General features: G+C 69.2%; 19 protein-coding genes. 9 read left to right on the top strand and 10 right to left on the bottom strand.

From position 1 onward, the window contains the following. Window positions 1-63 precede the first annotated feature (63 nt). The 4 genes from ACFYPC_RS10165 to ACFYPC_RS10150 all read right to left on the bottom strand — a co-directional run bounded on the left by ACFYPC_RS10165 (window position 64) and on the right by ACFYPC_RS10150 (window position 5,243). The gene (locus tag ACFYPC_RS10165; protein WP_388673313.1) at window positions 64-1,734 is read right to left on the bottom strand and encodes a glycoside hydrolase family 13 protein; all 1,671 of its coding nucleotides are present in this window, start codon (window positions 1,732-1,734) and stop codon (window positions 64-66) included. Between the two features lie 207 nt (window positions 1,735-1,941). After that, window positions 1,942-2,853 carry a sugar ABC transporter permease gene (locus ACFYPC_RS10160; RefSeq protein WP_388673311.1) on the bottom strand — a complete coding sequence of 304 codons (912 nt, stop codon included), beginning with the start codon at window positions 2,851-2,853 and terminating at the stop codon, window positions 1,942-1,944. Between the two features lie 13 nt (window positions 2,854-2,866). After that, window positions 2,867-3,871 (bottom strand): carbohydrate ABC transporter permease, encoded by a 1,005-nt coding sequence (locus tag ACFYPC_RS10155; RefSeq protein WP_388673309.1) that lies wholly within the window; start codon window positions 3,869-3,871, stop codon window positions 2,867-2,869. Between the two features lie 100 nt (window positions 3,872-3,971). Further along, window positions 3,972-5,243, bottom strand: a complete 1,272-nt coding sequence (locus ACFYPC_RS10150) for an extracellular solute-binding protein (RefSeq protein ID WP_388673307.1) — start codon at window positions 5,241-5,243, stop codon at window positions 3,972-3,974. 464 nt (window positions 5,244-5,707) lie between these two features. Here ACFYPC_RS10150 and ACFYPC_RS10145 point away from each other — a divergent pair, with 464 nt between their 5' ends. Both ACFYPC_RS10145 and ACFYPC_RS10140 read left to right on the top strand, forming a co-directional pair. After that, the gene (locus ACFYPC_RS10145) at window positions 5,708-6,742 is read left to right on the top strand and encodes a LacI family DNA-binding transcriptional regulator (protein WP_388673305.1); all 1,035 of its coding nucleotides are present in this window, start codon (window positions 5,708-5,710) and stop codon (window positions 6,740-6,742) included. 121 nt (window positions 6,743-6,863) lie between these two features. Further along, window positions 6,864-7,724, top strand: coding sequence for a phosphatase PAP2 family protein (locus ACFYPC_RS10140; protein ID WP_388673303.1), 861 nt, complete (start codon window positions 6,864-6,866; stop codon window positions 7,722-7,724). 495 nt (window positions 7,725-8,219) lie between these two features. Here the strand turns inward: ACFYPC_RS10140 and ACFYPC_RS10135 are convergent, their stop codons facing one another. Further along, window positions 8,220-11,264, bottom strand: a complete 3,045-nt coding sequence (locus ACFYPC_RS10135) for a bifunctional [glutamine synthetase] adenylyltransferase/[glutamine synthetase]-adenylyl-L-tyrosine phosphorylase (protein WP_388673301.1) — start codon at window positions 11,262-11,264, stop codon at window positions 8,220-8,222. 190 nt (window positions 11,265-11,454) lie between these two features. On the opposite strand from ACFYPC_RS10135, the gene ACFYPC_RS10130 reads away from it, so the two are divergent. From ACFYPC_RS10130 to ACFYPC_RS10120, 3 genes are all read left to right on the top strand, one after another. After that, on the top strand, window positions 11,455-11,970 hold the full coding sequence (locus tag ACFYPC_RS10130) for a pyridoxamine 5'-phosphate oxidase family protein (protein WP_388673299.1): 516 nt from the start codon (window positions 11,455-11,457) through the stop codon (window positions 11,968-11,970). A 91-nt stretch (window positions 11,971-12,061) separates the two neighbouring features. After that, window positions 12,062-12,502, top strand: a complete 441-nt coding sequence (locus ACFYPC_RS10125) for a VOC family protein (protein WP_388673297.1) — start codon at window positions 12,062-12,064, stop codon at window positions 12,500-12,502. Window positions 12,503-12,582: 80 nt separating this feature from the next. Next, window positions 12,583-13,407 (top strand): aminoglycoside N(3)-acetyltransferase, encoded by an 825-nt coding sequence (locus ACFYPC_RS10120; RefSeq protein WP_388673295.1) that lies wholly within the window; start codon window positions 12,583-12,585, stop codon window positions 13,405-13,407. Between the two features lie 169 nt (window positions 13,408-13,576). Here ACFYPC_RS10120 and ACFYPC_RS10115 read toward each other — a convergent pair whose 3' ends face one another. From ACFYPC_RS10115 to ACFYPC_RS10105, 3 genes are all read right to left on the bottom strand, one after another. Further along, a complete protein-coding gene (locus ACFYPC_RS10115) occupies window positions 13,577-14,605 on the bottom strand; it encodes an NUDIX hydrolase (RefSeq protein ID WP_388673293.1) in 1,029 nt (342 codons plus the stop codon). Between the two features lie 16 nt (window positions 14,606-14,621). Next, window positions 14,622-15,638, bottom strand: a complete 1,017-nt coding sequence (locus ACFYPC_RS10110) for a hypothetical protein (RefSeq protein ID WP_388673291.1) — start codon at window positions 15,636-15,638, stop codon at window positions 14,622-14,624. 623 nt (window positions 15,639-16,261) lie between these two features. Further along, the gene (locus ACFYPC_RS10105; RefSeq protein WP_365439817.1) at window positions 16,262-17,623 is read right to left on the bottom strand and encodes a glutamine synthetase family protein; all 1,362 of its coding nucleotides are present in this window, start codon (window positions 17,621-17,623) and stop codon (window positions 16,262-16,264) included. Window positions 17,624-17,960: 337 nt separating this feature from the next. On the opposite strand from ACFYPC_RS10105, the gene ACFYPC_RS10100 reads away from it, so the two are divergent. The 4 genes from ACFYPC_RS10100 to ACFYPC_RS10085 all read left to right on the top strand — a co-directional run bounded on the left by ACFYPC_RS10100 (window position 17,961) and on the right by ACFYPC_RS10085 (window position 23,635). Next, a complete protein-coding gene (locus ACFYPC_RS10100) occupies window positions 17,961-18,626 on the top strand; it encodes a DUF3105 domain-containing protein (RefSeq protein ID WP_388673289.1) in 666 nt (221 codons plus the stop codon). Between the two features lie 23 nt (window positions 18,627-18,649). Continuing rightward, window positions 18,650-19,288, top strand: coding sequence for a DUF305 domain-containing protein (locus ACFYPC_RS10095; protein ID WP_388673287.1), 639 nt, complete (start codon window positions 18,650-18,652; stop codon window positions 19,286-19,288). A 214-nt stretch (window positions 19,289-19,502) separates the two neighbouring features. Beyond that, window positions 19,503-21,443, top strand: a complete 1,941-nt coding sequence (locus ACFYPC_RS10090; protein ID WP_388673285.1) for a protease pro-enzyme activation domain-containing protein — start codon at window positions 19,503-19,505, stop codon at window positions 21,441-21,443. A gap of 164 nt (window positions 21,444-21,607) precedes the next feature. Next, window positions 21,608-23,635 carry an NAD(+) synthase gene (locus tag ACFYPC_RS10085; protein ID WP_388673416.1) on the top strand — a complete coding sequence of 676 codons (2,028 nt, stop codon included), beginning with the start codon at window positions 21,608-21,610 and terminating at the stop codon, window positions 23,633-23,635. Window positions 23,636-23,862: 227 nt separating this feature from the next. Here ACFYPC_RS10085 and ACFYPC_RS10080 read toward each other — a convergent pair whose 3' ends face one another. After that, on the bottom strand, window positions 23,863-25,086 hold the full coding sequence (locus tag ACFYPC_RS10080) for an MFS transporter (protein ID WP_388673283.1): 1,224 nt from the start codon (window positions 25,084-25,086) through the stop codon (window positions 23,863-23,865). A gap of 144 nt (window positions 25,087-25,230) precedes the next feature. Further along, entirely contained in the window at window positions 25,231-26,268 is a 1,038-nt protein-coding gene (locus ACFYPC_RS10075) for an endonuclease/exonuclease/phosphatase family protein (protein ID WP_388673281.1), read from the bottom strand. Between the last annotated feature and the right edge of the window lie 45 nt (window positions 26,269-26,313).

Below are 26,313 nucleotides of genomic sequence, written 5' to 3'. Positions count from 1 at the left end.
GAAAGTGCCGGAATCTCCTTGTCGGACCTCCCGGCTGACGGGGCGTCAGCTGGCGGGCTGCTGTCAGCCGGTGGTCCACCACACGGTGACGTCCGCCGGCAGCTTCGCCTCGCCGCCGTCCTGCGAGAGGGTCACCTCGCCGCTCGCGAGGAGGACACGGCCGTACGCCGGGACGGTCACCGCCTCGGTGCCGGTGTTCGCGGTGCAGGTGAACTCGCCGCGGCGGAAGGCGAGTACACCTTCGGGAGCCTTCAGCCAGCCGACGGAGTCGCCGGCGCCCAGGTCGGGCTGCTCACGGCGGACGGCGAGCGCGTCGCGGTACAGCTCCAGCGTGGAACCCTCCGTGCCGGTCTGTGCCTCGACGCTCAGCTCGGCCCACTCGGCGGGCTGCGGCAGCCAGCTGCCACCGCCTCCGAAGCCGTACGACGAGCCCTCGCGGGTCCACGGGATCGGTACCCGGCAGCCGTCACGGAAGCCGTCCTGGCCCGCGCCCCGGAAGTAGGCGGGGTCCTGGCGCACCTCGTCCGGCAGATCCACGACGTCCGGCAGGCCGAGCTCCTCGCCCTGGTAGAGGTACGCGGAACCGGGCAGCGCCAGCATCAGCAGGGTCGCTGCCCGTGCCCGGCGCAGGCCGAGCGCGCGATCGCCCGCCGTACGGATCTGGGTGCCGAGCCCGGCCTCGTTGGCGAAGCGGGTGGCGTGCCGGGTGACGTCGTGGTTGGACAGCACCCAGGTGGCGGGGGCACCCACCGGGCGCATCGCGTCCAGCGTGCGGTTGATGCAGTCGCGCAGCTCGGCCGCGTCCCAATGGGTGCTCAGGTACTGGAAGTTGAAGGCTTGGTGCAGCTCGTCGGGGCGCACGTAGTTGGCGGTGCGCTCGATGGTCGGGGTCCACGCCTCCGCCACGAAGATGCGCTCTCCGGAATACTCGTCGAGGATCGTGCGCCACTGGCGGTAGACGTCGTGCACGCCGTCCTGGTCGAAGAACGGCATGACATCGTTGCCCAACAGCTTGAGCTGCTCATGGGATCCCAGGTCCGGCAGGCCCGCCGCCTTCACCAGACCGTGTGCCACGTCGATGCGGAAACCGTCGACACCCATGTCGAGCCAGAACCGCAGGATGGAGCGGAACTCGTCGCCGACGGCCGGGTGGTTCCAGTTGAAGTCGGGCTGCTCGGGCGCGAAGAGATGCAGGTACCACTCGCCGTCCGGCACGCGCGTCCAGGCCGGGCCGCCGAAGATGGACTCCCAGTCGTTGGGCGGCAGTTCGCCGTTCTCGCCCTTGCCCGGGCGGAAGTAGTAGCGGTCCCGGAGCGAGGAGCCCGGCCCCTCCGCGAGCGCGCGCCTGAACCACTCGTGCTGGTCGGAGGAGTGGTTGGGGACGAGGTCGACGATGATTCGCAGGCCCAGCCCGTGGGCGTCGCGGATCAGGGCGTCGGCGTCCAGCAGACTGCCGAACATGGGGTCGACGGCCCGGTAGTCCGCGACGTCGTAGCCGGCGTCGGCCTGCGGGGAGGCGTAGAAGGGGCTCAGCCACACGGCGTCCACGCCGAGGTCGCGCAGATACGGAAGTCGGGAACGTACGCCCTCCAGGTCGCCCATGCCGTCGCCGTTGCTGTCGGCGAAGCTGCGCGGATAGACCTGGTAGATCACCGCGTCGCGCCACCAGTCGCGGTGCGTGGCGACGGTGGCGAGGGCGGCGTTCGGTGCCTGGTCGGCGGAGTGCTGGCTCATGGCGTCCTTGATGCGATGGGGGTCCCCCCGGTCGAGCGGGGCCGAGTGTGGGGGAAGGAGTTCGGTCATGGGCGTAGAGGTGGGCATAGCGGTTGACGAGGCGGCCGCGGTGACAGCGGGGGCTGGGGGTCCCTCGGCCGGCGGCTGGGGGAGGCCACCGCGGCCGCCACCCGCGCGACAGAGCGCGCGGGAGTCACAGGGCGGGCGTCAGCCCTTCGTGCCGCCGGCGGTGAGGCCGGCCACCAGGTTCTTCTGTACAAGGTAGAAGAACGCGGAGACGGGTATCGCCACCAGCACGGCGGTGGCGGCCATGAGGTTGCGCTGCGCGTCGTGCTCGCTGACGAAACTCTGCAGACCGACGGCGAAGGTGTACTTCGTGTCGGACAGCATGAACGTCGAGGCGAAGGCGACCTCGCCGAACGCGGTGATGAAACTGTAGAAGGCGGCCACCGCCAGACCCGGCTTGGCGAGTGGCAGGATCAGCCGCCCGAACGTGCCGAAGGGGCTCAGTCCGTCGACGCGCCCCGCCTCGTCGATCTCGAAGGGGATCGTGTCGAAGTAGCCCTTGAGCAGCCAGGCGCAGTACGGCACGGCGGTCGAGCAGTAGACGAGGATGAGGCCGAAGTAGTTGTCGATGAGCTGGAGCTCCGAAAGGATCTCGTACATCGGCACCATCAGTACGGCGACCGGGAACATCTGGGTGACCAGCAGGACCCACATGAACTTGCGGTAGCCCGGGAAGCGCATCCGGGAGACCGCGTAGCCGGTGGTGGCGGCAACCAGTACACCGATGAAGGTGGTGCCGAGCGACACGACGAGCGTGCTCCACAGCCAGTCGAAGAACGGCGTGTGCTGCAACACGAACGAGTAGTTGTCGAGCGTCATCTTGCCGAAGATGCGCCCGGGGTGCAGATAGTCGTCCTTGTCCGGGCCGAGGGACAGATAGACCAGCCAGGCGATCGGAAACAGCGCGACGAGGCTGGCGACGGTCAGAATGCCGTGCGAGGTGATCGTCCCGGCGAGGCTGTTCTCGCCACGCCGCCGCGGCCTGCGTACCGGCCTGGTGTCCGTGGGGACCTCGTCCGCCGGGACGGAACTCTGCAGTGTGGTCGTGCTCATGGGGGCTCCTGCCTCAGTTCGCGAGCTGCTGCTCATTGCGGGCCAGCCAGCGGCGGTAGACGGAGGTGAAGACGATCAGAATGGAGAGGAGCAGTACGCCGTACGCGGCCGACTGCGCGTAGTCGCGGGGCTGTTGGCCGAAGCCCAGGTAGTAGGCCCAGGTGACGAGGATCTGCGCGTCGGGTGCGGTGTCGCCGAAGAGCAGGAAGATGACGGCGAACTGGTTGAAGGTCCAGATGACACCGAGGAGTACGACGGTGGAGCTGACCGGCCGCAGCCCCGGCAGGGTCACGTGCCGGAAGCGCTGCCAGGCGTTGGCGCCGTCCATCTCGGAGGCCTCGTACAGGGTCGAGTCGATGGACTGCAGACCGCCCAGCAACGAGACCATCATGAACGGCACCCCGCACCAGGTGTTGACCATGACGGCGGACGTGCGCTGCCAGAAGGTCTCCTCCAGCCACAGCGGCGACGGCAGATGCAGCGCGTCGAGGGCGGAGTTGATGATGCCGTTGTCGGCGAGCATGAAACGCCAGCCGAAGACGGTGACGAAGGTGGGCACGGCCCACGGCAGGACCAGGATCAGCCGGTAGAAGGTGCGGCCGCGCAGCTTCTGGTTGAGTAGCAGGGCCAGGCCGAGCCCGATGGCGTAGTGGAGCAGCACGCACAGCGCCGTCCACACGATCGTCCAGATGAAGTGCGACCAGAAACGGTCGTAGGAGGTCGGGCCCCACAGGATGTCGGCGTAGTTGTCCAGGCCGATGAACTTGTAGGTGGCGTCGATGTGGTTGACGCCGATCTGGCGGGCCGAGTTGAGGCTGTTGGCATCCGTGAACGTCAGGTAGACGCCCCTCACCAGCGGGTACAGCACCAGCGCGCCGAGCACCACGACCACCGGGGCGATCATCGCGTACGCGTACCAGTACTTCTGGTACCCGTGCTTGATGCGCTGGAGCGGCCCGGGACGCGGCCCTCGTTCACCGCGGCGCTTGCCGGTCGCGCGGTCGATGACGACTGTCATGGTTCGACACCTTCTGGAAGATCAGGGGTTGGGCGCTCGCAGGCCGATGGCCGCCGGATCCGTCCCCCCGGTTGCCAGGCGGATCCGACGGCCACGACGGTCACTTGCTGAAGTCGGGGACCAGCTTGGCGATCGCGGTTTCCGCGTTGCTCAGCCCCTTGTCCAGCGATTCGTTGCCGGCGGCGACCTTGTTCAGCTCGGTGTCGAGCGGGCCCCACAGCGAGCTGTACTCGGGCAGCGCCGGGCGCGGCTGGGCGGCGGCGAGCACCGTCTGGTAGCCGGCGATGCCCGGGTCGGCCTTGACCGCGGCGGTGTAGGCGTCGTCGCGGGTCGGCAGCGTGGAGTTCTGGAGGGCGATCGTCTCCTGGGACTTCGCCGAGGTCATGAACTTCAGGAACTTCAGCGACGCTTCCTGGTGGGCCTTGTCCGAGCCCGCGTAGACGGACAGGTTGTGACCGCCGGTCGGGGCGCCCGCCTTGCCGGCTCCGCCGGCCGGGACGCTGACGATGCCGAGGTTGGCCTTGTCCTTGAAGGCCGAGCCCTTGTAGAAGTTCGTGATCTCCCAGGGTCCCTGGATGATCGAGGCGACCTTGCCGCTGACGAACGCCTCCTGGATGTGGGCGTAGGCGTCGACGGTGGTGTCGGCCTTGTGCAGGCCGTCGCCGTCGAACAGGCCTTCCCAGGTCTCGTAACCCTTGACCGCGGCGGGGGAGTTGACGGTGATCTTCTTGGCGGCGGCGTCGACCGTGTCGGTGCCCTCGCCGTAGAGGAAGGACTGGGCGTAGTACGCCTGGGTGGAGCCCCAGTAGCCGTCGACGCCGGTCTTCTTCTTGATCGTGGCGGCGGCGGCCTTGAGCTCGTCCCAGGTGGTGGGGGCCGCGACGCCGGCCTGCTCGAAGATCGCCTTGTTGTAGACAAGGGCGAGCGTGTCGGTCACCAGCGGCACGCCGTACGTCTTGCCGTCGTACTTGGCCTGTTCGATCAGGCTGGGCTGGAACTTGCTCTCGTCCGCGAGGGCCTCGGTGCCGTCCAGCGGCAGGAAGTAGCCCTTCTTCGCGAAGGCGGGGGTCCAGCCGACCTCGGAGCGCAGGACGTCGGGAGCGCCACTGGCACCGGCGGCCGTGTCGAACTTGTTCTGCGCCTGGTCGAAGGGGACGTTGACGTAACTGACCTTGACGTCGGGGTTGGCCGTCTCGAATTCCTTGACGAGGGCCTTGTACGTCGGTGCCTCATTGGTGGCGTTGGAGGTGTCCCACCAGGTGATGGTGGTGGGCCCTTCCGACTTGTCGCTGCCGCTGTCACTGCCGCCGCAGGCCGTCGCCGCGAGGGCGAGGGAAGCCACCAGAGCGGTGGCCGCTATGCCACGCCGCATGAGATCTCCTTGAGGGTGAAAGCCCGAGTGGGTGAGGCAGCGGTCCCGCCCGCTCCCCTTGCCGACTTGCCGACTGCGCCGTTGCGTCCGCCGGGCGACGTGAACGTAACAGCGTTGAAAGCGCCGCGAAAGACCTTGCAGCAAAAAAGTGCAAGGACCACCCAGAGTTACCCGCTCGTGACCTCCGTAAGCCCCCAGAAACCCCTGAACAAGGCCGCTCAGCAGACCCGGGGCCCCTGTGCAAGACTCTGCAAGCTCTTGCCACACCTGCCGGGTACGAGGATCATCGCCCCGTCAGCGCCTTGCAGGAGCCGCCTCTTCCCGCGGCGCGAGTCCGGGACGCCGAGCCGACCACTAGACAAGGGAGCGCGATGACGCAGCAGCCCGGAGCGGGCCGTTCAACCGCCCGCACACGGCGTCCGTTTGGTGGGCAAGGTGAGAACCGGCCGGTATTGTCCACTCCCGTGACCACACGGCTTGCCGACATCGCAGCCCAGGCGGGCGTCAGCGAGGCGACCGTCAGCCGCGTTCTGAACGGGAAGCCGGGCGTCGCCGCGACCACCCGCCAGACCGTCCTGGCCGCACTCGACGTCCTCGGCTACGAGCGCCCGGTACGGCTGCGGCAGCGCAGCGAGGGTCTGGTGGGCCTGATCACGCCGGAGCTGGAGAATCCGATATTTCCCGCGCTGGCGCAGGTCATAGGCCAGGCGCTGACGCGGCAGGGCTACACGCCGGTGCTCGCGACCCAGACCCCGGGCGGCTCCACCGAGGACGAGCTGACGGAGATGCTGGTGGACCGCGGGGTCGCCGGCATCATCTTCGTCTCGGGCCTGCACGCGGACACCTCGGCGGACATGCAGCGCTACGACCAGTTGCGCGCCCAGGGCGTCCCGTACGTCCTCGTGGACGGTTTCTCGCCGAAGGTGCAGGCGCCGTTCATCTCACCGGACGACCGCGCGGCGATGGCCCTGGCCGTCACCCACCTCGTCTCGCTCGGCCACACCCGCATCGGGCTCGCGCTGGGCCCCAAGCGGTTCGTGCCGGTGCAGCGCAAGATCGAGGGTTTCGTACGCACGATGCAGGAACTGTTGGGTCTGACGCCGGCCGACATCGAGGAGCGACTGGTCCAGCACTCGCTGTACACGCTGGAGGGCGGCCAGGCCGCGGCCTCCGCGCTGATGGACCGCGGCTGTACGGCTGTCGTGTGCGCCAGCGACATGATGGCGCTCGGCGCGATAAGGGCGGCGCGTCAGCGCGGTCTGGACGTACCCAAGGACGTCTCGGTCGTCGGCTTCGACGACTCCCCCCTCATCGCCTTCACCGACCCGCCGCTCACGACGGTCCGCAAGCCGGTGCCCGCCATGGGTCAGGCGGCGGTACGGACTTTGCTGGAGGAGATCGGCGGGACGCCCGCGCCGCACAGCGAGTTCGTGTTCATGCCGGAGCTGGTGGTCCGCGGTTCGACGGCTTCGGCCCCCGGCGACCGCAATCGCCCGTGACTCGCCCCTGAGCAGGAGCCCGTACGGCCTACGCCGGAGTCCTCTCGACGTAGAACATGCGACCTGGACCCGACCAAGGGATGATCTGTGGGGCAAGGCTTTTCTGGCAGACTCTGTGCCTATGGGTGAGACAGCCGTGACGACACTGGAAGGCCGGGAGCAGACTGCTTCGGGGCCCGTCGCGGAGGAGAAAGCGGGGCGGCGTTTCGTGCGCCGGCTGCGGACCCCGCGTCGCCCCCGCCTCTGGTTCGAGATCCTGCTCATCGCGGTCAGTTACTGGACCTACTCGCTGATCCGGAACGCGGTCCCGGAGCAGCGCGGCCAGGCGCTGCGCAACGCCGACTGGATCTGGCGCACGGAACACCAGCTCGGTATCGCCGTCGAGGAATCCGTCAACCACGCCGTGAACTCGGTGACTTGGCTGATCATCGGCATGAACTACTACTACGCGACGCTGCACTTCGTGGTGACGCTGGGTGTTCTGGTGTGGCTGTTCCGCAGTCACCCCGGCCGTTACGCGGCAACCCGTCTCGCCCTCTTCGCCACCACGGCGGTGGCCCTCGTCGGCTACTACTTCTACCCGCTGGCGCCGCCCCGCCTGATGAACGGCGGCAACTTCGTCGACACCGTGCTGGTCCACCAGACCTGGGGCTCCATGGCCTCCGGCGACCTGAAGCACATGTCCAACCAGTACGCCGCGATGCCGTCCATGCACATCGGCTGGTCTTTGTGGTGCGGCCTCACCATCTTCGCCCTGGCCTCCGCCCCCTGGGCCCGCATCCTCGGACTGCTCTACCCGACGGCCACCCTGGTGGTCATCGTCGCCACGGCCAACCACTTCTGGCTCGACGCGGTGGGCGGCATGCTCTGCCTGGCCTTCGGCTTCGCGGTGGCACGGCTCTGGTACGGGGCACTGCCGTACGCGCTGCCGCGTTGGGTACCGGGGCCACGCAAGGCACCGCTGCTGCCGGTCAAGGCCTGAGCCCCCGCCCTACCCCGTGGTCTCAGTGGCCCTCGGCGCCCTCGTACTCGATGAGCAGATCGGCCTACGAGTGATAGCCGGCATGGCGATAGTCCTGACAGGCGTAGCCCTGTCCCGCAAAAAACCGCAACCGAAGCCGGAACAACAAGGAACAGCCCCCGACACACCCGCGCCCGCAAACGGCCGGTAGAGGCCGGGTGCCACCCCGTACCCGCAGGCGGCGGGAATGGGCGGGGATGCCGGTATGGCCCTGGGGGCCGCCCCGCAGCCGCAAACGGCGAATAGGAACCCGGGTACCGACACGCACCCGCACCCGCGAACGGCGGGAAGGGGCCGGGGGCCGGTACATCACATGCCCGTCGCGTACGTCCGCGTCACCGGACCCCCGCCCCTTGCCCGACGTCTGATCCGGCGGCGACGGGCGGATGTACCGGCCCCCGGCCCCGACCCACCCACACGCCGTGGGCGAACCCGCACCCCGCCGGCGGCCACCGCTCACGCCCCGTAGAACAACTCATCCACCAGCGCCCGAGCCCGCCGAGTAATCCGCCGATAGTCATCGAGCATGTCCCCCACATGCCCCGGCCCATACCCCAAGTACCGCCCCACGGCAGCCAGTTCCCGCCCGTCCGACGGAAACGTATCCCCCGCCCGCCCCCGCACCAGCATCACCGCGTTCCGCACCCGGGTAGCCAGCACCCACGCCTCGTCCAGAACCGCCGCGTCCTCCCCCGCCAACAGCCCCGCCGCACAAGCCGCCGCCAACGCCGCCCGCGTCCGGGTCGTCCGCAGCCCCGGCTCCGCCCACCCGTGCCGAAGCTGCATCAACTGCACGGTCCACTCGACGTCGGACAACCCGCCCCGCCCGAGCTTGGAGTGCAACGTGGGATCGGCGCCACGCGGCATCCGCTCCGACTCCATACGGGCCTTCAGCCGCCGGATCTCCCGTACGGCATCGTCCCCGAGCCCCTCCGCCGGATACCGCAGCGGATCGATCAGCTCGATGAACCGCCGCCCCAAGTCCTCGTCCCCCGCCACGACTTCGGCCCGCAGCAACGCCTGCGCCTCCCACACCAGCGACCAGCGCCGGTAGTAGGCCTCGTAAGACCGCAGCGTCCGCACCAGCGGCCCGGACTTACCCTCGGGCCGCAGATCGGCGTCGATCAACAGCGGTGGATCCGCGCTGGGAATCTGCAGCAGTCGCCGCATCTCGGACACAACGGCGTTGGCGGCCAAGGACGCCTCCTGCTCGTCGACCCCGTCCCGGGGCTCGTGCACGAACAGCACGTCGGCATCGGACCCGTAGCCCAGCTCATGCCCCCCGAACCGCCCCATGCCGATGACCGCGAACCGCGTCGGCAGGGTGTCTCCCCACCCTCCCCGGCCCTCACCCTCGCTCGCGTGGGGGGACCCCCACCGCACCACGGCCCGCAGCGTCCCCGCGAGGGTCGCCGCCGTCAGATCGGACACCGCCCCGCCGACCAGGTCGACCAGCGCTCCCTGGTCGGCGACGGCCGGATTCTCCTCGGTGCCGTACGACGCAACGATGTCCATCGCCGCCGTACGGAACAGCTCACGCCGCCGCACTCCACGCGCCGCCGTGACGGCCTGCTCGCCCCCGTCGGCCCTCCCCACGGCCGCGAGGATCTCCTGCTCCAGGTGGGCACGGGACCGCGGTTCGAGGCCGCCCCTCCCCCCGTCACCGTCGCCGTCGCCGAGCAGCGCGACCGCCTCCGGGGCGCGCATCAGCAGGTCCGGTGCGAGCCGCCCGGCGGACAGCACCCGCGCCAGGTTCTCCGCGGCGGCGCCCTCGTCCCTCAACAGCCGCAGATACCAGGGGGTCTTGCCCAACGCGTCTGACACCTTGCGGAAGTTGAGCAACCCCGCGTCCGGGTCGGCGGAGTCCGCGAACCATCCCAACAGCACGGGCAGCAAGGTCCGTTGGATCGCGGCCTTGCGTGACACCCCGGATGCCAGCGCCTCCAGGTGCCGCAGCGCCGCCGCCGGATCGGCGTACCCGAGCGCGACCAGCCGCTCCCGGGCCGCGTCGGCACTCAACCGTGTCTCTCCCGGCGCGAGCTGGGCGACGGCATCGAGCAGTGGCCGGTAGAAGAGCTTCTCGTGCAATCGTCGTACGACGGCGGCGTGCCGCTTCCACTCACGGTTCAGCTCGACGACGGGATCGGCGCGCAGGCCGAGCGACCGTCCGATGCGCCGCAGATCGGCGTCCTCCTCGGGCACCAGATGGGTCCGCCGCAGCCGGTAGAGCTGAATCCGGTGCTCCATGGACCGCAGAAACCGGTACGCCTCATCGAGCTGCACGGCGTCGGCACGGCCCACGTACCCACCGGCCGCCAGCGCCCTCAGTGCGTCAAGCGTGGTCCCGCTGCGCAGCGACGTATCGGCCCGCCCGTGCACCAACTGCAGCAGCTGTACGGCGAATTCGACGTCCCTCAGCCCGCCGGGCCCGAGCTTCAGCTCACGCTCCACCTCGGCGACGGGGATGTTCTCCACCACCCGGCGCCGCATCCTCTGCACGTCGGGGACGAAGTTCGCGCGCTCGGCGGCGTGCCAGACGAGCGGCGCGAGCGTGGCGACGTACTCCTCACCGAGCTTGAGGTCCCCGGCCACCGGCCGCGCCTTGAGGAGCGCCTGGAACTCCCAGGTCTTGGCCCACCGCTGGTAGTACGCGAGGTGGCTGCTGAGAGTCCGCACCAGCGGCCCGTTCCTGCCCTCGGGCCGCAGGTTGGCGTCCACGGGCCAGATACTGCCTTCGACGGTCGTCTCGGAACAGATCCGCATCAGGTGCGAGGCAAGCCGGCCGGCAGCCTGCAGGGCCTTGCCTTCATCGGCCCCCTCCACTGCCTCCCCCACAAAGATCACGTCGACATCGGACACGTAATTGAGCTCGTGGCCACCGCACTTGCCCATCGCGACGACGGCGAGCCGGCACAGCGCGGCGTCGTCGGGCGCGGCGGCCTGAGCGATGGCGAGCGCGGCGCGCAGGGTCGCCGTGGCGAGATCGGCGAGCTCGGCGGCGGTCTGTGCGAGATCGGTGGTGCCGCACACGTCACGGGCGGCGATGGAGAGCAGGCAGCGCCGGTAGAGGACCCGCAGGGACACGGGGTCGGTCGCCGGAGCGAGCCCCCGCTCGAACTCCTCCACCCCGGGGTGCAGATCCTGCGGCTCGTACGTCACGAGCTCCTGCCAGTCGCGCGGGTGGCGGGCGAGATGGTCACCGAGCGCGGCGGAGGCGCCGAGCACGCCGAGCAGCCGGTCCCGCAGCGGCTTGGCCGCGATGAGGGTGTCGAGCAGTTCCCGCCGCGCCGCGGGCCCCTCCTGAGCCTCGACGAGCCGGACGAGCCCGAGCAGCGCCAGATCCGGATCGGCGGTGGCGCCCAGCGCGTCGAGAAGCACCGGATCGGCCTTTATCGGCGCCAGCTCAGCGCTCTCCAGAAGCCGCTCGGCGCACGACGGATCAGTGAAACCGTGCCGCAGCAGCCGCGTGAAGGTACTGCTCCTGCGCCCCGGCGCCGTCATCCCCGGCCTCCTGTCGGATCAAGGTCGTACGGCCTTGAGCGTAACCGGAGAGCCTGGCACGAGCGCCGGGGGCGCAGTAGGGCGTATTCAGCGGGTCACCGGGCTGGTTTCCCGCGCGGGCGTCGATGAGTCCCGCTGCCCTGCGAGGTCTCTCCTGTAAAGGGACCATGTTGTTCCAAGGAGGAGAGCCATGTCCGAGGTGAAACCGCAGACCGAGCTCGACCCGCGTTACTGCAGTCCGGGCGCGACGCCGACCCCCTGGCCGCAGGCCCTGGCGCGGCTGGCCGCGGCCGAGCTGTACTGGCTGTCGACGGTACGCCCGGACGGGCGGCCGCATGTGACGCCGCTGATCGGCGTCTGGCAGGACGGAGCGCTGCACTTCTCGACGGGCGTGCGGGAGCGCAAGGCGCACAACCTCGCCGGGAACCCGCAGGTCGTCCTCACCACGGGGACCAACACCTGGGCCGACGGGTACGACGTCGTCGTCGAGGGCGAGGCGGTCCGCGTCACCGACGATGCCCGGTTGCGCAGTCTGGCCAAGGCGTGGGAGGAGAAGTACGGCGCCGAGTGGACCTTCGAGATACGGGAGGACGGGACGTTCGAGGGTGGCGGCGGCCCCGCTCTCGTCTTCGCTGTGGCGCCGCGCACGGTTTTCGGCTTCGGTAAGGGGGAGCCGTTCAGCCAGACGCGCTGGCGGTTCGAGTGAGCCCGCAGATCCGGTGGATCCAGTAGACCCAATAGACCCAGTAGCTCCAATCGATCCCATACATGACGTCGTACGACAAAGGAGTCGTCCCATGGACATGACCCTCGAAGTGATCACGCTGCCGGTCACCGATGTGGACCGGGCCAAGGAGTTCTACCGGGACAAGGTCGGCTTCCACGTCGACCTCGACGGAGAGGTGATGGAGGGCGTGCGGATCGTGCAGCTCACGCCGCCCGGTTCCGGGTGTTCCATCGCGCTCGTCGACGGCCTCCCGATCCCGACGGGGACGCCGCAGCCGGGGACTTACCACGGACTGCAGCTCTGCGTGGAGGACGCCAAGGCGGCGTACGAGGAGTTGAAGGAGCGCGGCCTCGACGTCAGCGAGCCGCAGACGTTCGCGCCGCAGGACGGTGCGACGTTCATGTACTTCACGGACCCGGACGGCAACGGCTGGGCGATCCAGGAGTACCGCCAGCGGGCCACGAAGCCCCTGCACCAACTGCTCGGCGAACTGGCCGCCGAGCGCCGGTAGTCCACTGTCGGCCGCACGACACCGGAAGCCGCGGCGCCCGGGCGCCGCGGCTTCGCGACAGCGCAGGGGGGCAAGAAACCTTGAGCCCGGTTTCCGGCGGAACCGAACTCACCGAGACCCAGCTCACGCAGCAGCTCACCGAACTGGGCATCGGTGAGAACGGCGTCCTGCTCGTGCACGCTTCGCTGCGCTCCCTCGGAAAGGTCGAGGGAGGAGCTGCCACCGTCCTTCGCGCGTTACGCCGCGCACTCGGCCCCGACGGCACCCTCGTCGTCCCCGCGTTCACCTCGGACAACTCGTCCACGTCAGCCGCTCACATGGAACGTGTCCGCGGCCTGAGCGACGAAGCCCGAGCTGCCTTCAGAGAGCGCATGCCGCCGTTCGACCCGGCGACCAGCCCGTCGACCGGCATGGGAATCCTGGCGGAGACAGCCCGGCTCCACCCCCAGTCCCTGCGCAGCGCCCACCCCCAGACCTCCTTCGCCGCCCTCGGCCCGCACGCCACGAAGATCACCGACGACCACCACCCCGACTGCCACCTGGGCGAGAAGTCCCCCCTGGCCCGGCTCCACGAGCTCCACGCCCAGATCCTCCTGCTCGGCGTCGGCTTCAACAGATGCACCGCTTTCCATCTCGGCGAGTACAGAGTCGACTCCCCTCCGCAGCGGTCCTACAGGTGCGTGATCCGCCGCGACGGCCGACGTCAGTGGTGGGAGTACGTCGATGTCGCCTTGGACGACAGCGATTTCGCCACCCTGGGCACGGAATTCGAGCGGGCGGCCTCGGGTACGACGGCTGTGCGCGCCGGCACGGTGGGGTCGGCACGGTGCAGGGTGGTGGGATTCGTGGACGCGGTCGATTTCGCGCAGGAGTGGTTCCCCGGGCATCGCGTCGTCGGCCGCTAGCTCCGCGCCGGGAACGCCGTAGGGCCGACGCTTCACAACCGTCGGCCCCACTGTCCGCTGTCCGTCGCTCTGGCGTGCCAACCGCACCGACCTGCCCCTCCAGCACCGGCAGGTTCTTCCGCAGCTACACGGCGTTCCCGTGGGCCCGGCGCCTTCCCCGGGGCCGAGGTCAGATATCCAGGCCGAACTCGCGCCGCCTGCCCGAGATGGTGGTGAGGAAGCTCCGTGACGCTGCCAGGGAGTCCGCTCGAAGGGCCTCCTCCAGCGTCGTCCACCGGACCTCGTGGATTTCCTCCTCCTGTAGGTCGGGACGCGCGGAAAAGTCTCCGACCCAGACCCATGCGTGGATCTTCCCAGGCCCTTCGTCCCTGGGGAGGCACCCGAGCGAGATCATCTCCCTCGCGTCCAGGTCGATGCCCAGCTCTTCCCACACCTCGCGGCGGGCGGTGTCCAAGGGCGTGTCGTCCCACGGCTCCATCTGGCCCCCGACGGGATGCCAGTACCCCGGATAGCGGCGAGTCCGCGCAAGTAGGATCCTTCCCGAATCGATCAGGAAGACAAAGGACGCCCACAGGTTGGATCCATTGGTTCGCTGCTCGTACGCGTGGTCGACGACGGAGAGAGGAACCCCGGGGTCCGTGATCGCGGCTCGTTCGTTGAGCACGGCGCTGCCTTTCGAAGGGCCGAGCACCCTTGAGTCGTTGCCGACCACGTGCTCGGTGGCGACCAGGGTCACGGACCAGGAATCCCATACGGCTTCGAGCGAGCTTGTCGTTGTGTGGAACCTCCCGGCAGGAATGTGGAGCGGGCTCTCCTGCGGTGTGGCGTCCCATTCCGAGACCATGCGGACACTCGTGGACCTTCCTTCCGGCGAGAGGAAGCTGATTCCGACGCCGAGCGAGCTCTCGACCGTGAACGAGTCGTACCGCACAGCCGTCGCGCCGTCATCCACGTCGTACATCGCGTGTCGGACACAGCCCACGATGGAGCGTGTCAGCAGGTCCCAGCCGTGGCTGTGCACGATGAAGGGGTCGGAGTCCGTTCTCCGTTTTGCGGCGGGCGGCCACAGATGCACGCGGATGCCCCACTCGGGGAACGTGTCCAAGGGCAGGCGGAACACGAGGAATCCGTAGGGGTGCAGGTAGGAGGGCGAGTCGTCCAGGAACGTCCGTAGGTCCGGCCATCCTTGACGGGTCATCCACGAGCCAATCGCCTCACGCGTTGGCATAGGGGTTCACCGGCCTCTGGTACGCGTCCAGCGTCGTGCTCACGAGTTCGTCTTCCGCCCCTCGGAGTATGCCCAGCAGGGAGAGGACTTCTCTGACGTCCGCGACGGAACCAGGATCCAGCTCGGTGGCGGACCGGGGGAGAGGCAGCTCCGTGCTCTGGCGGTTGCTCAGCCGCATGTCCTCTTTGGTTGAGTCGTAAAAAGACGAGCCGACCGGGTATTTCAACGCGGCCGTGTCGCCCTTCTCGCGGGTCACGATCACGCAGGTGTCGGACAGGTCGATCGTGAATGGTGAAACAGTGGACGCCAGGTACACCCGGCAGTTGAGCCGGGAGAACTGGTAACTCAGGAGCTGAAGCCTGATAATGGTCGCTGCGATTTCCGCCTGCGCACGCTGCCGGGTCCAGTAGTCCCGCCGGTCGGGGTTCGCGTTCCTCCGGTACTCGGCGAAGAAGTCCATGAGTTCGACGTTGTCCGGATCGAGCACTTGCACGTTCACCGAGAGATAGTGCCCCTGTCTCTCGGCGCGCTGGAGAAGGGTCGGCAGGACCGCCGATCTGAAATACCGAGCCGTATGCCCCCGGTAGTCCCAGGAGTTGGTGGCGCCTGCTGCCTTGTCCAGCTCGGCGGAGATCGATCCGGGGTCGGTGACCTGAACCTCCGTCTGTCCCTGCCGCTTCAGGCCGTAGAAGAACACCACTAGCACGGAGACGCACAAGGAGGCCACCGCGGCCCCGGTGAGCGAGTCGACGATCGAGATGATCGTGTCGCTGAGGCTCACCTTCGTCGCCCCGCCCAGGTGCGGTAGCGCGAACAATCTGATGACGATCAGCAGCGCGGCGGCCAGACCGAGCGAGGAGAGGTACAGCTTCGTGTTCACGCCCGCCGGCCCGTCACTTCTCGCACTGTCGTCCATGGGCAATCCCCCGATCGTTCGACCGTCACCCGGTCCGCGCCACCCGCGTGGATCCAGTGGATCCAACAGGAGCCGCGGGCGGTCCATCAAGAGACCGTGCACGCCGGTGACTCCGCCGAGATGCTGATGCAGTGCGGCCTGCCCATGCCGCCCGCCGGAAGCCGGACCACCGGATCGTCCCGGCATGGGCCGCGGTTCCTCGCGACCCGCGCGACATCCTCGCGGAACTCTTCCGGATAAGGCTTGGGCACAGCGACATCCTTCCCAGCCGCCCTACAGGGCAAGCCATATCAAGATGTCCCCCTGTTCGTGCGGCATCGTGTGCCGGGAGTCGTCCTCAGCGTGCACGCTGGCCGCCGTGGACCATCGTGAGGTCGTCTTCGATGACGATGGCGCCGGCGTCGAGCATCACATGAGAGTTCGGGCACGGGCAGAGGACGTCGCCAGTGGTGTCCGGGCCGTCGCGAGGGGACCCGAACGAGGCGCTGCTCGGTCGAGGTGATGCGCTCGGGGGTCTCGTTCCCCCGCGACGATGGAGGGCCCTGCACAGCCTGTACCAGGGCAGCGCTTCCGGGGTGGACGGCCCACAGACGGCCCAGGGCCGGTACGGCCCACAGACGGCCCAGGGCCGGTGAAGACGGCCGAGGGGCCCACCGTCATCGACCGTGGGCCCCTCGTACTACGTAAGGCAAAGCGCCGCCGACCTGCCCCTACAGCACCGGCAGGTTCTTCCGCAGTTCGAACGCCGTCACCTCGGAGCGGTACTCCTCCCACTCCTGGCGCTTGTTGCGGAGGAAGAAGTCGAAGACGTGTTCGCCGAGGGTTTCGGCGACGAGTTCGCTGCGCTCCATGAGGGTGAGGGCCTCGCCGAGGTTCTGGGGCAGGGGCTCGATGCCCATGGCGCGGCGCTCGGCGTCGGAGAGGGCCCAGACGTCGTCGTCGGCGCCGGGCGGGAGCTCGTAGCCCTCCTCGATGCCCTTGAGGCCGGCGGCGAGGAGCATCGCGTACGCCAGGTAGGGGTTCGCGCCGGAGTCGAGGGAGCGGACCTCCACTCGCGCGGAGCCCGTCTTGCCCGGCTTGTACATCGGGACGCGGACGAGCGCGGAGCGGTTGTTGTGGCCCCAGCAGATGTACGAGGGGGCCTCGCCGCCGGCGCCCGCGGTGCGCTCCGAGCCGCCCCAGATGCGCTTGTAGGAGTTGACCCACTGGTTGGTGACCGCGGAGATCTCCGCGGCGTGCTTGAGCAGGCCCGCGATGAAGGAGCGGCCGACCTTGGAGAGCTGGTACTCCGAGCCGGACTCGTAGAAGGCGTTGCGGTCGCCCTCGAAGAGCGAGAGGTGCGTGTGCATGCCCGAGCCGGGGTGCTCGGAGAACGGCTTCGGCATGAAGGTGGCCTGGATGCCCTGCTCCAGCGCGACCTGCTTCATGACCAGGCGGAACGTCATGATGTTGTCCGCCGTGGAGAGCGCGTCCGCGTAACGCAGGTCGATCTCCTGCTGGCCGGGCGCACCCTCGTGGTGGGAGAACTCGACGGAGATGCCCATCGACTCCAGCATGGTGATCGCCTGGCGGCGGAAGTCCATGCCCACGTTCTGCGGGGTGTGGTCGAAGTAGCCGGAGTTGTCCGCGGGGGTGGGCCGCGTACCGTCCAGGGGGCGGTCCTTCAGCAGGAAGAACTCGATCTCCGGGTGGGTGTAGAAGGTGAAGCCCAGGTCGGAGGTCTTGGTGAGGGTGCGCTTGAGGACGTAGCGCGGGTCCGCGAAGGACGGGGAGCCGTCCGGCATCAGGATGTCGCAGAACATCCGGGCCGTGCCCGGGGCCTCCGCGCGCCACGGCAGGACCTGGAAGGTCGAGGGGTCCGGCTTGGCGATCATGTCGGACTCGTAGACGCGGGCGAAGCCCTCGATCGCCGAGCCGTCGAAGCCGATGCCCTCGTCGAAGGCCTGTTCCAGCTCCGCCGGGGCCACGGCCACCGACTTGAGGAAGCCGAGTACGTCCGTGAACCACAGGCGTACGAACCGGATGTCACGCTCCTCCAGTGTCCGGAGCACGAACTCCTGCTGCTTGTCCATCTTCCGCTTCCACCCATCGTTGCTGGTCAGGCCGCCTGCTCCCACGCCTCGGGGACGGTCGGGGCACCTGAGCATCCCACCACAACACCATTTCATGCGCGTTGCGGACCTTGATCGCCCGGCCTACGGGCGCCTTAACGCCTCGCATACGCCGGGTGTCCTGCTCTGATTCTGTTTCCGGGTATCGCTCCGAGTCCTTCTGGAGTGTCTGCCGGGGTTCGGTTCTGATCCCGCCCCGAGGCCCATCCTGCCTGCTCGGGGACTCTTCCGTAATGGGCAGCCCGCCTCCCACTACGATCAGATGTCCCGACCGTCCCTCCACGTATAAGGACTCGCCATGGGTTCCGCGAAGAACACCAGAAACGCCTCGCGTCAGGCACGCATAGCGGAGATGCGTCGCGCAGAGCAGTCCCGCGAGCGCCGCAACCGGATTCTCGTGATCGCCTCCAGTGTGGTCGTCGTCGCCGGACTCGTCGTGGGTGGTGTCGTTCTCGTCCGGTCACAGTCCGGCGAGGACGACACGGCGAGCGACTCCAAGGGAACCGCGGGGCACTTCGTCACCGGCTCGGACGGTGTGAAGACCTGGAGCGCGAAGCTGTCCCAGACGCACGTCACCAAAACCGTGGACTACCCGATGGAGCCCCCGGTCGGCGGTGACCACAACGCGGTCTGGATGAACTGCAACGGCGACGTCTACACCAAGGCGATCAACAACATGAACGCCGTGCACTCCCTGGAACACGGGGCGGTCTGGGTGACGTACAACAGCAAGGCCGCGGACGCCGACGTGAAGGCGCTCGCGGAGAAGGTCAAGAAGACCCCGTTCACGCTGATGAGCCCCGTCGAGGACCAGAAGGACCCGATCATGCTCAGCGCGTGGGGCAAGCAGCGCACGGTGACAAGCGCGACCGACGCCGATGTCGACAAGTTCTTCGAGTCGTTCGTGCAGGGCGACCAGACGCCGGAGCCGGGCGCCCCCTGCACCGGCGGTCTGTCCCAGTGAGCCCGAGGAACCGGATCGCGGGGATGAAACAGATCGGGTGGATCTCGGGAGCCGCGGCGGCGGTGCTCGTCGCGGCCGGGGCGATCACGTACGCGGTCGCCGACGGCGCCGGGGGCGGTGGCGGTGGCGGTTCGGCGGTGGTGGTTCCCGCCGCCGATTCCGCGGACGCGGGGTTCGCCCGGGACATGGCCGTCCATCATCAGCAGGCCGTCGAGATGTCGTACATCGTGCGGGACCGCACCCAGGACGTGGAGGTGCGGCGTCTCGCCTACGACCTCGCGCAGACTCAGGCCAACCAGCGGGGCATGCTGCTGGGCTGGCTCGATCTGTGGGGGCTGCCGAAGGTGTCGTCGGACGGGCCGATGGCCTGGATGGGCATGGGCGGTATGGCCTCCGGCGAGGACGGTGCGCTGATGCCGGGCATGGCCACCGACACCGAGCTGAAGAAGCTGAACACGCTGAGCGGCCGGCCGGCCGAGGTCCTCTACCTCCAGCTGATGACCGAGCATCACGAGGGCGGGATCCACATGGCCGAGGGCTGCGTGGAGAAGTGCGAGGTCGAGGTGGAGCGCAGGCTCGCGACGGGCATGGTCGAGGCGCAGCAGTCGGAGATCGACCTGATGGCGGATCTGCTGAAGGCGCGGGGGGCGAAGGCACGTTGATGGACCCAAGGCTCGCATAACCCCCAAATCCCCTGCGCATACGGTTCCTTGGGCGCTTCTTGGCCCACCCATTGATCGCCCATTCCCCTGGCATGGACGGTTCATCGCAAGAGTGACCCGTGCGTGATCCATTCCCTGTGTACCCATACGGCACGGGAGTTCACGGATCAGCTGCCGACCACTACATGCGACGAACCGCATCGCAGGGGGTTTCATGAGATCCAATCGCGCAGCGCTGCGCGCCGGAGTGAGCATGGCGGCGACACTGCCACTGCTCGCCGGCGCGCTGGCGCTCGGCATACCCGCGGCCCAGGCCGCGGACGGCCCGAGCCGGGACACCCTCGCGGGCACCAAGCCCACCTGGGCGACGGCCAAGGCCGACAAGGGCGCCACCGCCGACAGTTCCCAGGTCTCCGCCCGGGTCTACCTCGCAGGCCAGGACGCGTCGGGTCTGGCCGCGTACGCCAGGGCCGTGTCCGACCCGGACTCGGTCTCGTACGGGAAGTACCTCAGCGCCGCGCAGGCACAGAAACGCTTCGGCGCCAGCAAGGCGCAGGTCGCCGCGGTGACCTCGTGGCTGAAGTCTGCGGGTCTGAAGATCACCGGCAGCACGGAGCACTACATCTCCGTGACGGGCGACGTCAGCGCCGCAGAGAAGGCATTCGACACCCAGCTGCACAACTTCGCCAAGGGCACCAAGACCTACCGCGCCCCGTCGAAGACGGCCTCCGCACCGGCCTCCCTGAACGGCGCCGTCCTGACCGTCACCGGCCTGGACAACGCCCCGCACAAGGCGAGCCACAGCGACACGCTGCCGCCGCCGGACGCCGTGTTCAACAACTCCGGGCCGTTCTCCTCGTACTACGGCTCGAACATCGCGAGCACGCTGCCTGACGCGTACGGCACGAAGGTCCCGTACGCCGTCGAGGGCTACACCGGCAAGCAGCTGCGCGCCGCCTACGGCGCGGGCTCGAGCACCGGCAAGGGGGTGCGGGTCGCCATCACCGACGCGTACGCCTCCCCGACCATCGCGGACGACGCGGCCACCTACGCCGAGAAGCACGGTGACGCGAAGTACGGCAGCGGTCAGCTGAGCCAGTCGCTGCCCAGCGACTACACGAAGACCGAGGAGTGCGGGGCCGCGGGCTGGTACGGCGAGGAGACCCTCGACGTCGAGGCCGTGCACGCGGTCGCGCCCGCCGCGAGCATCACCTACGTCGGCGCCGCGTCCTGCTACGACGACGATCTGCTCGACTCGCTGAGCAAGGTCGTGGACGGGCACCTCGCCGACATCGTCTCCAACTCCTGGGGTGACCTCGAGGCCAACGAGAGCACCGACATCGCGGCCGCCTACGACCAGGTCTTCCAGCTCGGCGCGGTCGAGGGCATCGGCTTCTACTTCTCCTCCGGCGACTACGGCGACGAGGTCGCCCACACCGGTACGAAGCAGGTCGACATGCCGGCCAACTCGGCATGGGTGACGGCGGTCGGCGGCACCTCGCTGGCGGTCGGCAAGGGCGACAAGTACGAGTTCGAGACCGGCTGGGGCACCGAGCGGGCCGCGCTGTCCACGGACGGCACGAGCTGGACGGACTTCCCCGGCGTGTTCACCCAGGGCGCCGGCGGTGGCACCAGCGGGACGGTGGCGGAGCCCTACTACCAGGAGGGTGTCGTCCCGGACTCGCTCGCCACGGCCAACAGCGCCGCGGGCAACCGTGTGGTCCCGGACATCTCGGCCGTCGCCGACCCCAACACCGGTTTCAAGATGGGGCAGACGCAGACCCTGCCCGACGGGACGCAGGCGTACAGCGAGTACCGGATCGGCGGCACCTCGCTCGCCGCGCCGGTGATCGCGGCCGTCCAGGCGCTGGCCCAGGAGACGCGCGGCGGCAAGGCGATCGGCTTCGCCAACCCGGCGATCTACGCCAAGTACGGCTCGACGGCGTACCACGACGTCACGGACAACCCCACGGGGTCCGGGCTCGCCGTCGCACGCGTCGACTTCGCCAACGGCTACGACGCCACGGACGGTCTCCTCACCTCCGTGCGCAGCCTCGGCAAGGACAGCTCGCTGTCCGCCGTGCCCGGCTACGACGACGTCACCGGGGTGGGTACGCCCGCGGGCGGCTACATCCAGTCGTACGGCCGCCACTGAGATCCACGCGGCGGTTCCCCTGCGCCCGCCCCCGACGGAGGTCTCGTCGGGGGCGGGCGTACGCCTGCCTCCCCCGACGCAGGCGCATGGGCTTCGCGGAGAGCAGCCCTGGGCCCACCACCCATCGCGTCGCTCTGACGATTACACTGATCCTCGTGCCTCCTCTGAACTTCCGGTCGCTCTATCAGCACGGCTTCGCACGCGTCGCCGCCTGCACGGGCCACACCGTCATCACGGACCCGCACGCCAACGCCGAGGCGGTGCTGCGCCACGCGCGCGGATGCGCCGAGGAGGGCGTGGCCGTCGCCGTCTTCCCGGAGATGGTGCTGTGCGGCTACTCGATCGAGGACCTGCTGCTCCAGGACGCGCTGCTCGACCAGGTCGAGGAGGCGCTCCAGGAGGTGGTGACGGGGTCGGCTCAGCTGCTGCCGGTCCTGGTCGTCGGTGCCCCGCTGCGCCACCGCGACCGCGTCTACAACTGCGCGGTGGTCGTGCACCGCGGCCGCGTCCTCGGTGTCGTGCCCAAGTCGTATCCACCGAACTACCGGGAGTTCTACGAGCGTCGGCAGATCGCCGCCGGCGACGACCGGCGCGGGGGCACGATCCTGGTCGGCGGGGAGTCGGTACCGTTCGGCGTGGACCTGCTGTTCGCGGCGGACGATGTCCCCGGCCTGGTGCTGCACACGGAGATCTGCGAGGACATGTGGGTGCCGGTGCCGCCGAGCGCCGAGGCGGCCCTGGCGGGCGCGACCGTCCTCGCCAACCTCTCCGGCAGCCCGATCACCGTCGGCCGGGCCGAGGACCGCAAACTGCTGTGCCGCTCGGCGTCCGCGCGCTGCCTCGCCGCGTACGTCTACGCGGCGGCCGGGCTGGGCGAGTCGACCACCGACCTGTCCTGGGACGGCCAGACCCTGATCTACGAGAACGGGGTGCTGCTGGCCGAGTCCGACCGCTTCCCGCTCGACGACCAGTCCGCCGTAGCCGACATCGACCTCGACCTGCTGCGGCAGGAGCGGCAGCGGATGGGCACCTTCGACGACAACCGGCGCACGCATGACGCCCGTACGGCCGACTTCCGAACCGTGTCGTTCCAACTCGCCCCGCCCATCGAAGACTTGGGCCTGCGGCGGCGTGTCGAGCGTTTCCCGTTCGTGCCCGCGGACCCCGACCGGCTGGCCCTGGACTGCTACGAGGCGTACAACATCCAGGTCGCGGGGTTGCAGCAGCGGCTCGCGTCGATCGGTGGGGCGAAGGTGGTCATCGGGGTGTCCGGCGGCCTCGACTCCACGCACGCGCTGATCGTCGCCGCCCGCGCGATGGACCGCGCAGGGCGTCCGCGCAGCGACATCCTTGCCTTCACGATGCCCGGCTTCGCCACCAGCGACCACACCAAGGACAACGCGCACAAGCTGATGGCCGCCCTCGGCGTCACCGCCGCCGAGCTGGACATCACGTCGACCGCGCGGCTGATGCTGAAGGAGATGGGCCACCCGTTCGCCTCCGGCGAGCCGGTCTACGACGTCACCTTCGAGAACGTCCAGGCCGGACTGCGCACCGACTACCTGTTCCGGCTCGCCAACCAGCGCGGCGGCATCGTGCTCGGCACCGGTGACCTCTCCGAACTGGCGCTCGGCTGGTCCACGTACGGCGTCGGCGACCAGATGAGCCACTACAACGTGAACTCGGGCGTACCCAAGACGCTGATCCAGCATCTGATCCGCTGGGTCATCGGCAGCGGCCAGTTCGGCGAGGAGGCCGGCGAGATCCTCACCGCGATCCTCGACACCGAGATCAGCCCGGAACTCGTACCGGGCGAGGAGATGCAGTCCACCGAGTCCAAGATCGGCCCGTACGCGCTGCACGACTTCACCCTGTTCCACGTGCTGCGCTACGGCTTCCGGCCGTCGAAGATCGCCTTCCTGGCCTGGCACGCCTGGCACGACCCGGACGCCGGCGCCTGGCCGCCGGGCTTCCCCGAGGCCAAGCGAGTGGCGTACGAGCTGCCGGAGATCCGGCGCTGGCTGGAGGTGTTCTGCCGGCGCTTCTTCGCGTTCGCGCAGTTCAAGCGCTCGGCCATGCCGAACGGGCCGAAGGTCTCGGCGGGCGGTTCGCTGTCACCGCGGGGCGACTGGCGAGCACCGTCGGACAGCACGGCGACGGTCTGGCTGCGGGATCTGGCCCGGTTCGACTAGGCAGTTTTCGCCCCCTCCGCCCCTTCCCGTCCCGTTTCTGGGGGCTGCCGCCCCCAGACCCCCCCCGCTTCGGCCCTGAGGGGGCCTCGTCCTCAAACGCCGGACGGGCTGGAGTCAGCCCCTCCGGCGTTTGAGGAGCGGGGGTCCAGGGGGCAGCGCCACCTGGCGGGGTCTGGGGCGGAGCCCCAGGAACAAGGGACGGGCAGGGGCGGAGGGGGCGAAGAAACTCAGTGGTGCACCGAATCCGCATGCTCAGGCACGTGCGAGGTCACCACACGCTCCCCGCCGGCACGGGACACCGGGACCTGCCGACGGTCCACCACGTACGCCACCCCGGCAACTCCCAGCCCCAGAACGGCGAGCCCCGCGCCCACCAGCGCCGGGGACGTCACGCCAAGCCCCGCCGCGAGCGCGAGGCCTCCGATCCAGGCACCCCCCGCGTTGGCCAGGTTGAACGCGGCCTGGTTGGCGGAGGACGCGAGGGAGGGGGCCGACGACGCCTTCTCCATGACCATCAGGAGCAGTGGCGTACTGGTCACGAAGGCCGCCGTACCGAGCAGGACAACGGCGAGCGGCGCGCTCCACTCCGTGCCCATCAGTACCGGGAACAGCGCCAGAACCACCGCGAGCGAGACCAGGCCGCCGAAGAGCGTGCCCCGCATCGACCGGTCCGCCAGCCGCCCGCCGAGCAGGTTGCCCGCCGTGGCGCCGACACCGAACAGCGCAAGGAGCAGGGTCACGCTGGAGTCGGCGTAACCGGCGGCGTCCGTCAGCATCGGTGTGATGTAGCTGTACGCGGCGAACAGCGCGCCGAAGCCGGCGACCGTCGTGCCGAGGCCCAGCCAGACCGGGAGCGAGCCCAGGGCCGCCAGTTCGCCACGCAGGCCCGCGGCGGGCGCGTGGGTGCCGTCGCGGGGGACGAGGAGCGCCAGGGAAACCACGGCCAGCACGCCGATCACGCTGACGCCGAGGAAGGTGGCGCGCCAGCCCAGCTGCTGGCCCACGAGTGTGGCCACCGGGACACCCACCACGTTCGCGACCGTCAGGCCCAGGAACATCAGGGAGACGGAGCGCGCCTTGCGCTCGGGGGCGACCAGGCTGGTGGCGACGACGGCGCCCACGCCGAAGAAGGCGCCGTGCGGCAGGCCGCTGAGGAAGCGGGCGGCCAGCAGCCAGTTGTAGTCGGGAGCGAGGGCGGAGAGCGCGTTGCCCGCGACGAAGAGCAGCATCAGGGCTATCAGTACCTTGCGGCGGGACATCCGGGCCGTGGCCGCGGCAAGGAGCGGGGCGCCGATGACGACACCGAGCGCGTACGCGGAGACCAGGTGGCCGGCGGTGGGGATCGATATGCGCAGGTCGCCCGCGACGTCGGGCAGCAGGCCCATCATCACGAACTCGGTGGTACCGATGCCGAAGGCGCCCACGGCTAGGGCGAGCAGGGCCAGGGGCATGAGAGGCCTTTCAGTGGAGCGGAGGGCGCGCGGCGGTGCGTGGGGACGTCACAACGCGCGGAGTCGCTCCCGTGCACACCGATGTGCACGGGAGCGTAAGTTCACCAGTGGAACAAAGCCTCTCAGGCTCAGTATTCCAAGAGGTTAAGACCCGGTTGCGGAGATCTTCACGCGGGCGGCGACCGGAAGGTGATCGCTGCCGGTCCTGGGCAGGGTCCAGGAGGTCACCGGCTCGATCCCCTTGACCATGATCTGGTCGATCCGGGCCATCGGGAACGCCGCGGGCCAGCTGAAACCGAAGCCGCTGCCCGCCGCACCCTGCGTGGAGCGCATCTGCGCGGTGACGGCGTTGAGCGCGCGGTCGTTCATCGTGCCGTTCAGGTCGCCGAGCAGGATGACCTGCTTGTTCGGGTCGTCGGCGATCGCCTCGCCCAGCGCGTCGGCGCTCGTGTCACGCTGGTGGGCCGTGAACCCGGCCTCCAGCTTCACCCGTACCGAGGGCAGGTGGGCGACGAACACGGCGATCGGCCCCTCCGGCGTCGTCACCGTGGCCCGCATCGCGCGCGTCCAGCCCAGTTTGATGTCCACGGGCAGGGAGTCGGACAGCGGGTACTTGCTCCACAGCCCGACGGTGCCCTGCACCGAGTGGTACTCGTACGTCGACGCGAGCGCCTTCTCGTACGTCGGGACCGCCGTGTCCGTGAGTTCTTCGAGGGCCACCACGTCGGCGCCGGACGCGGCCACGTCACGGGCGGTGCCCGACGGGTCCGGGTTGTCCGCGTTGACGTTGTGTGTGGCGACGGTCAGGTTCCCGCCGGTGCCGTGCTTGTCGCTGATGAGTCCGCCGAAGAGGTTCAGCCAGACGAGCGCCGGCAGCAGCACGGCGATCAGCGCGGTCGCCGACTTCCGTACGAAGGCGAGGACCAGCAGCACCGGCACGGCGAGGCCGCACCAGGGCAGGAACGTCTCGGTGAGGCTGCCGAGGTTGCCGATCGCGTTCGGGATGCGTGAGTGCAGCACCATCACCAGCGCCAGGATCACCGCGAGCGCGGCGAGGATCACACCGCGACGCCAGATGCCGCGGTCGGCGCGCCAGCCGTCGAGCAGGCGGCGAAGCCGGGACTCTCTGCGGTCGGGCCCCTGGCCGCCGCTGCCCGTCTCCGTCATATACGCCTGCGCCATACCGTCGCCTCACAACTTGCCGTGCACACCGTCTGCCCCGCGGTT

The organism is Streptomyces sp. NPDC005808 (assembly GCF_042871385.1).
In the GTDB taxonomy this organism is placed as follows: Bacteria; Actinomycetota; Actinomycetes; order Streptomycetales; family Streptomycetaceae; genus Streptomyces.
Note: the sequence above shows the minus strand (reverse complement) of the source record. Positions and strands in the feature narration are given on the sequence as shown.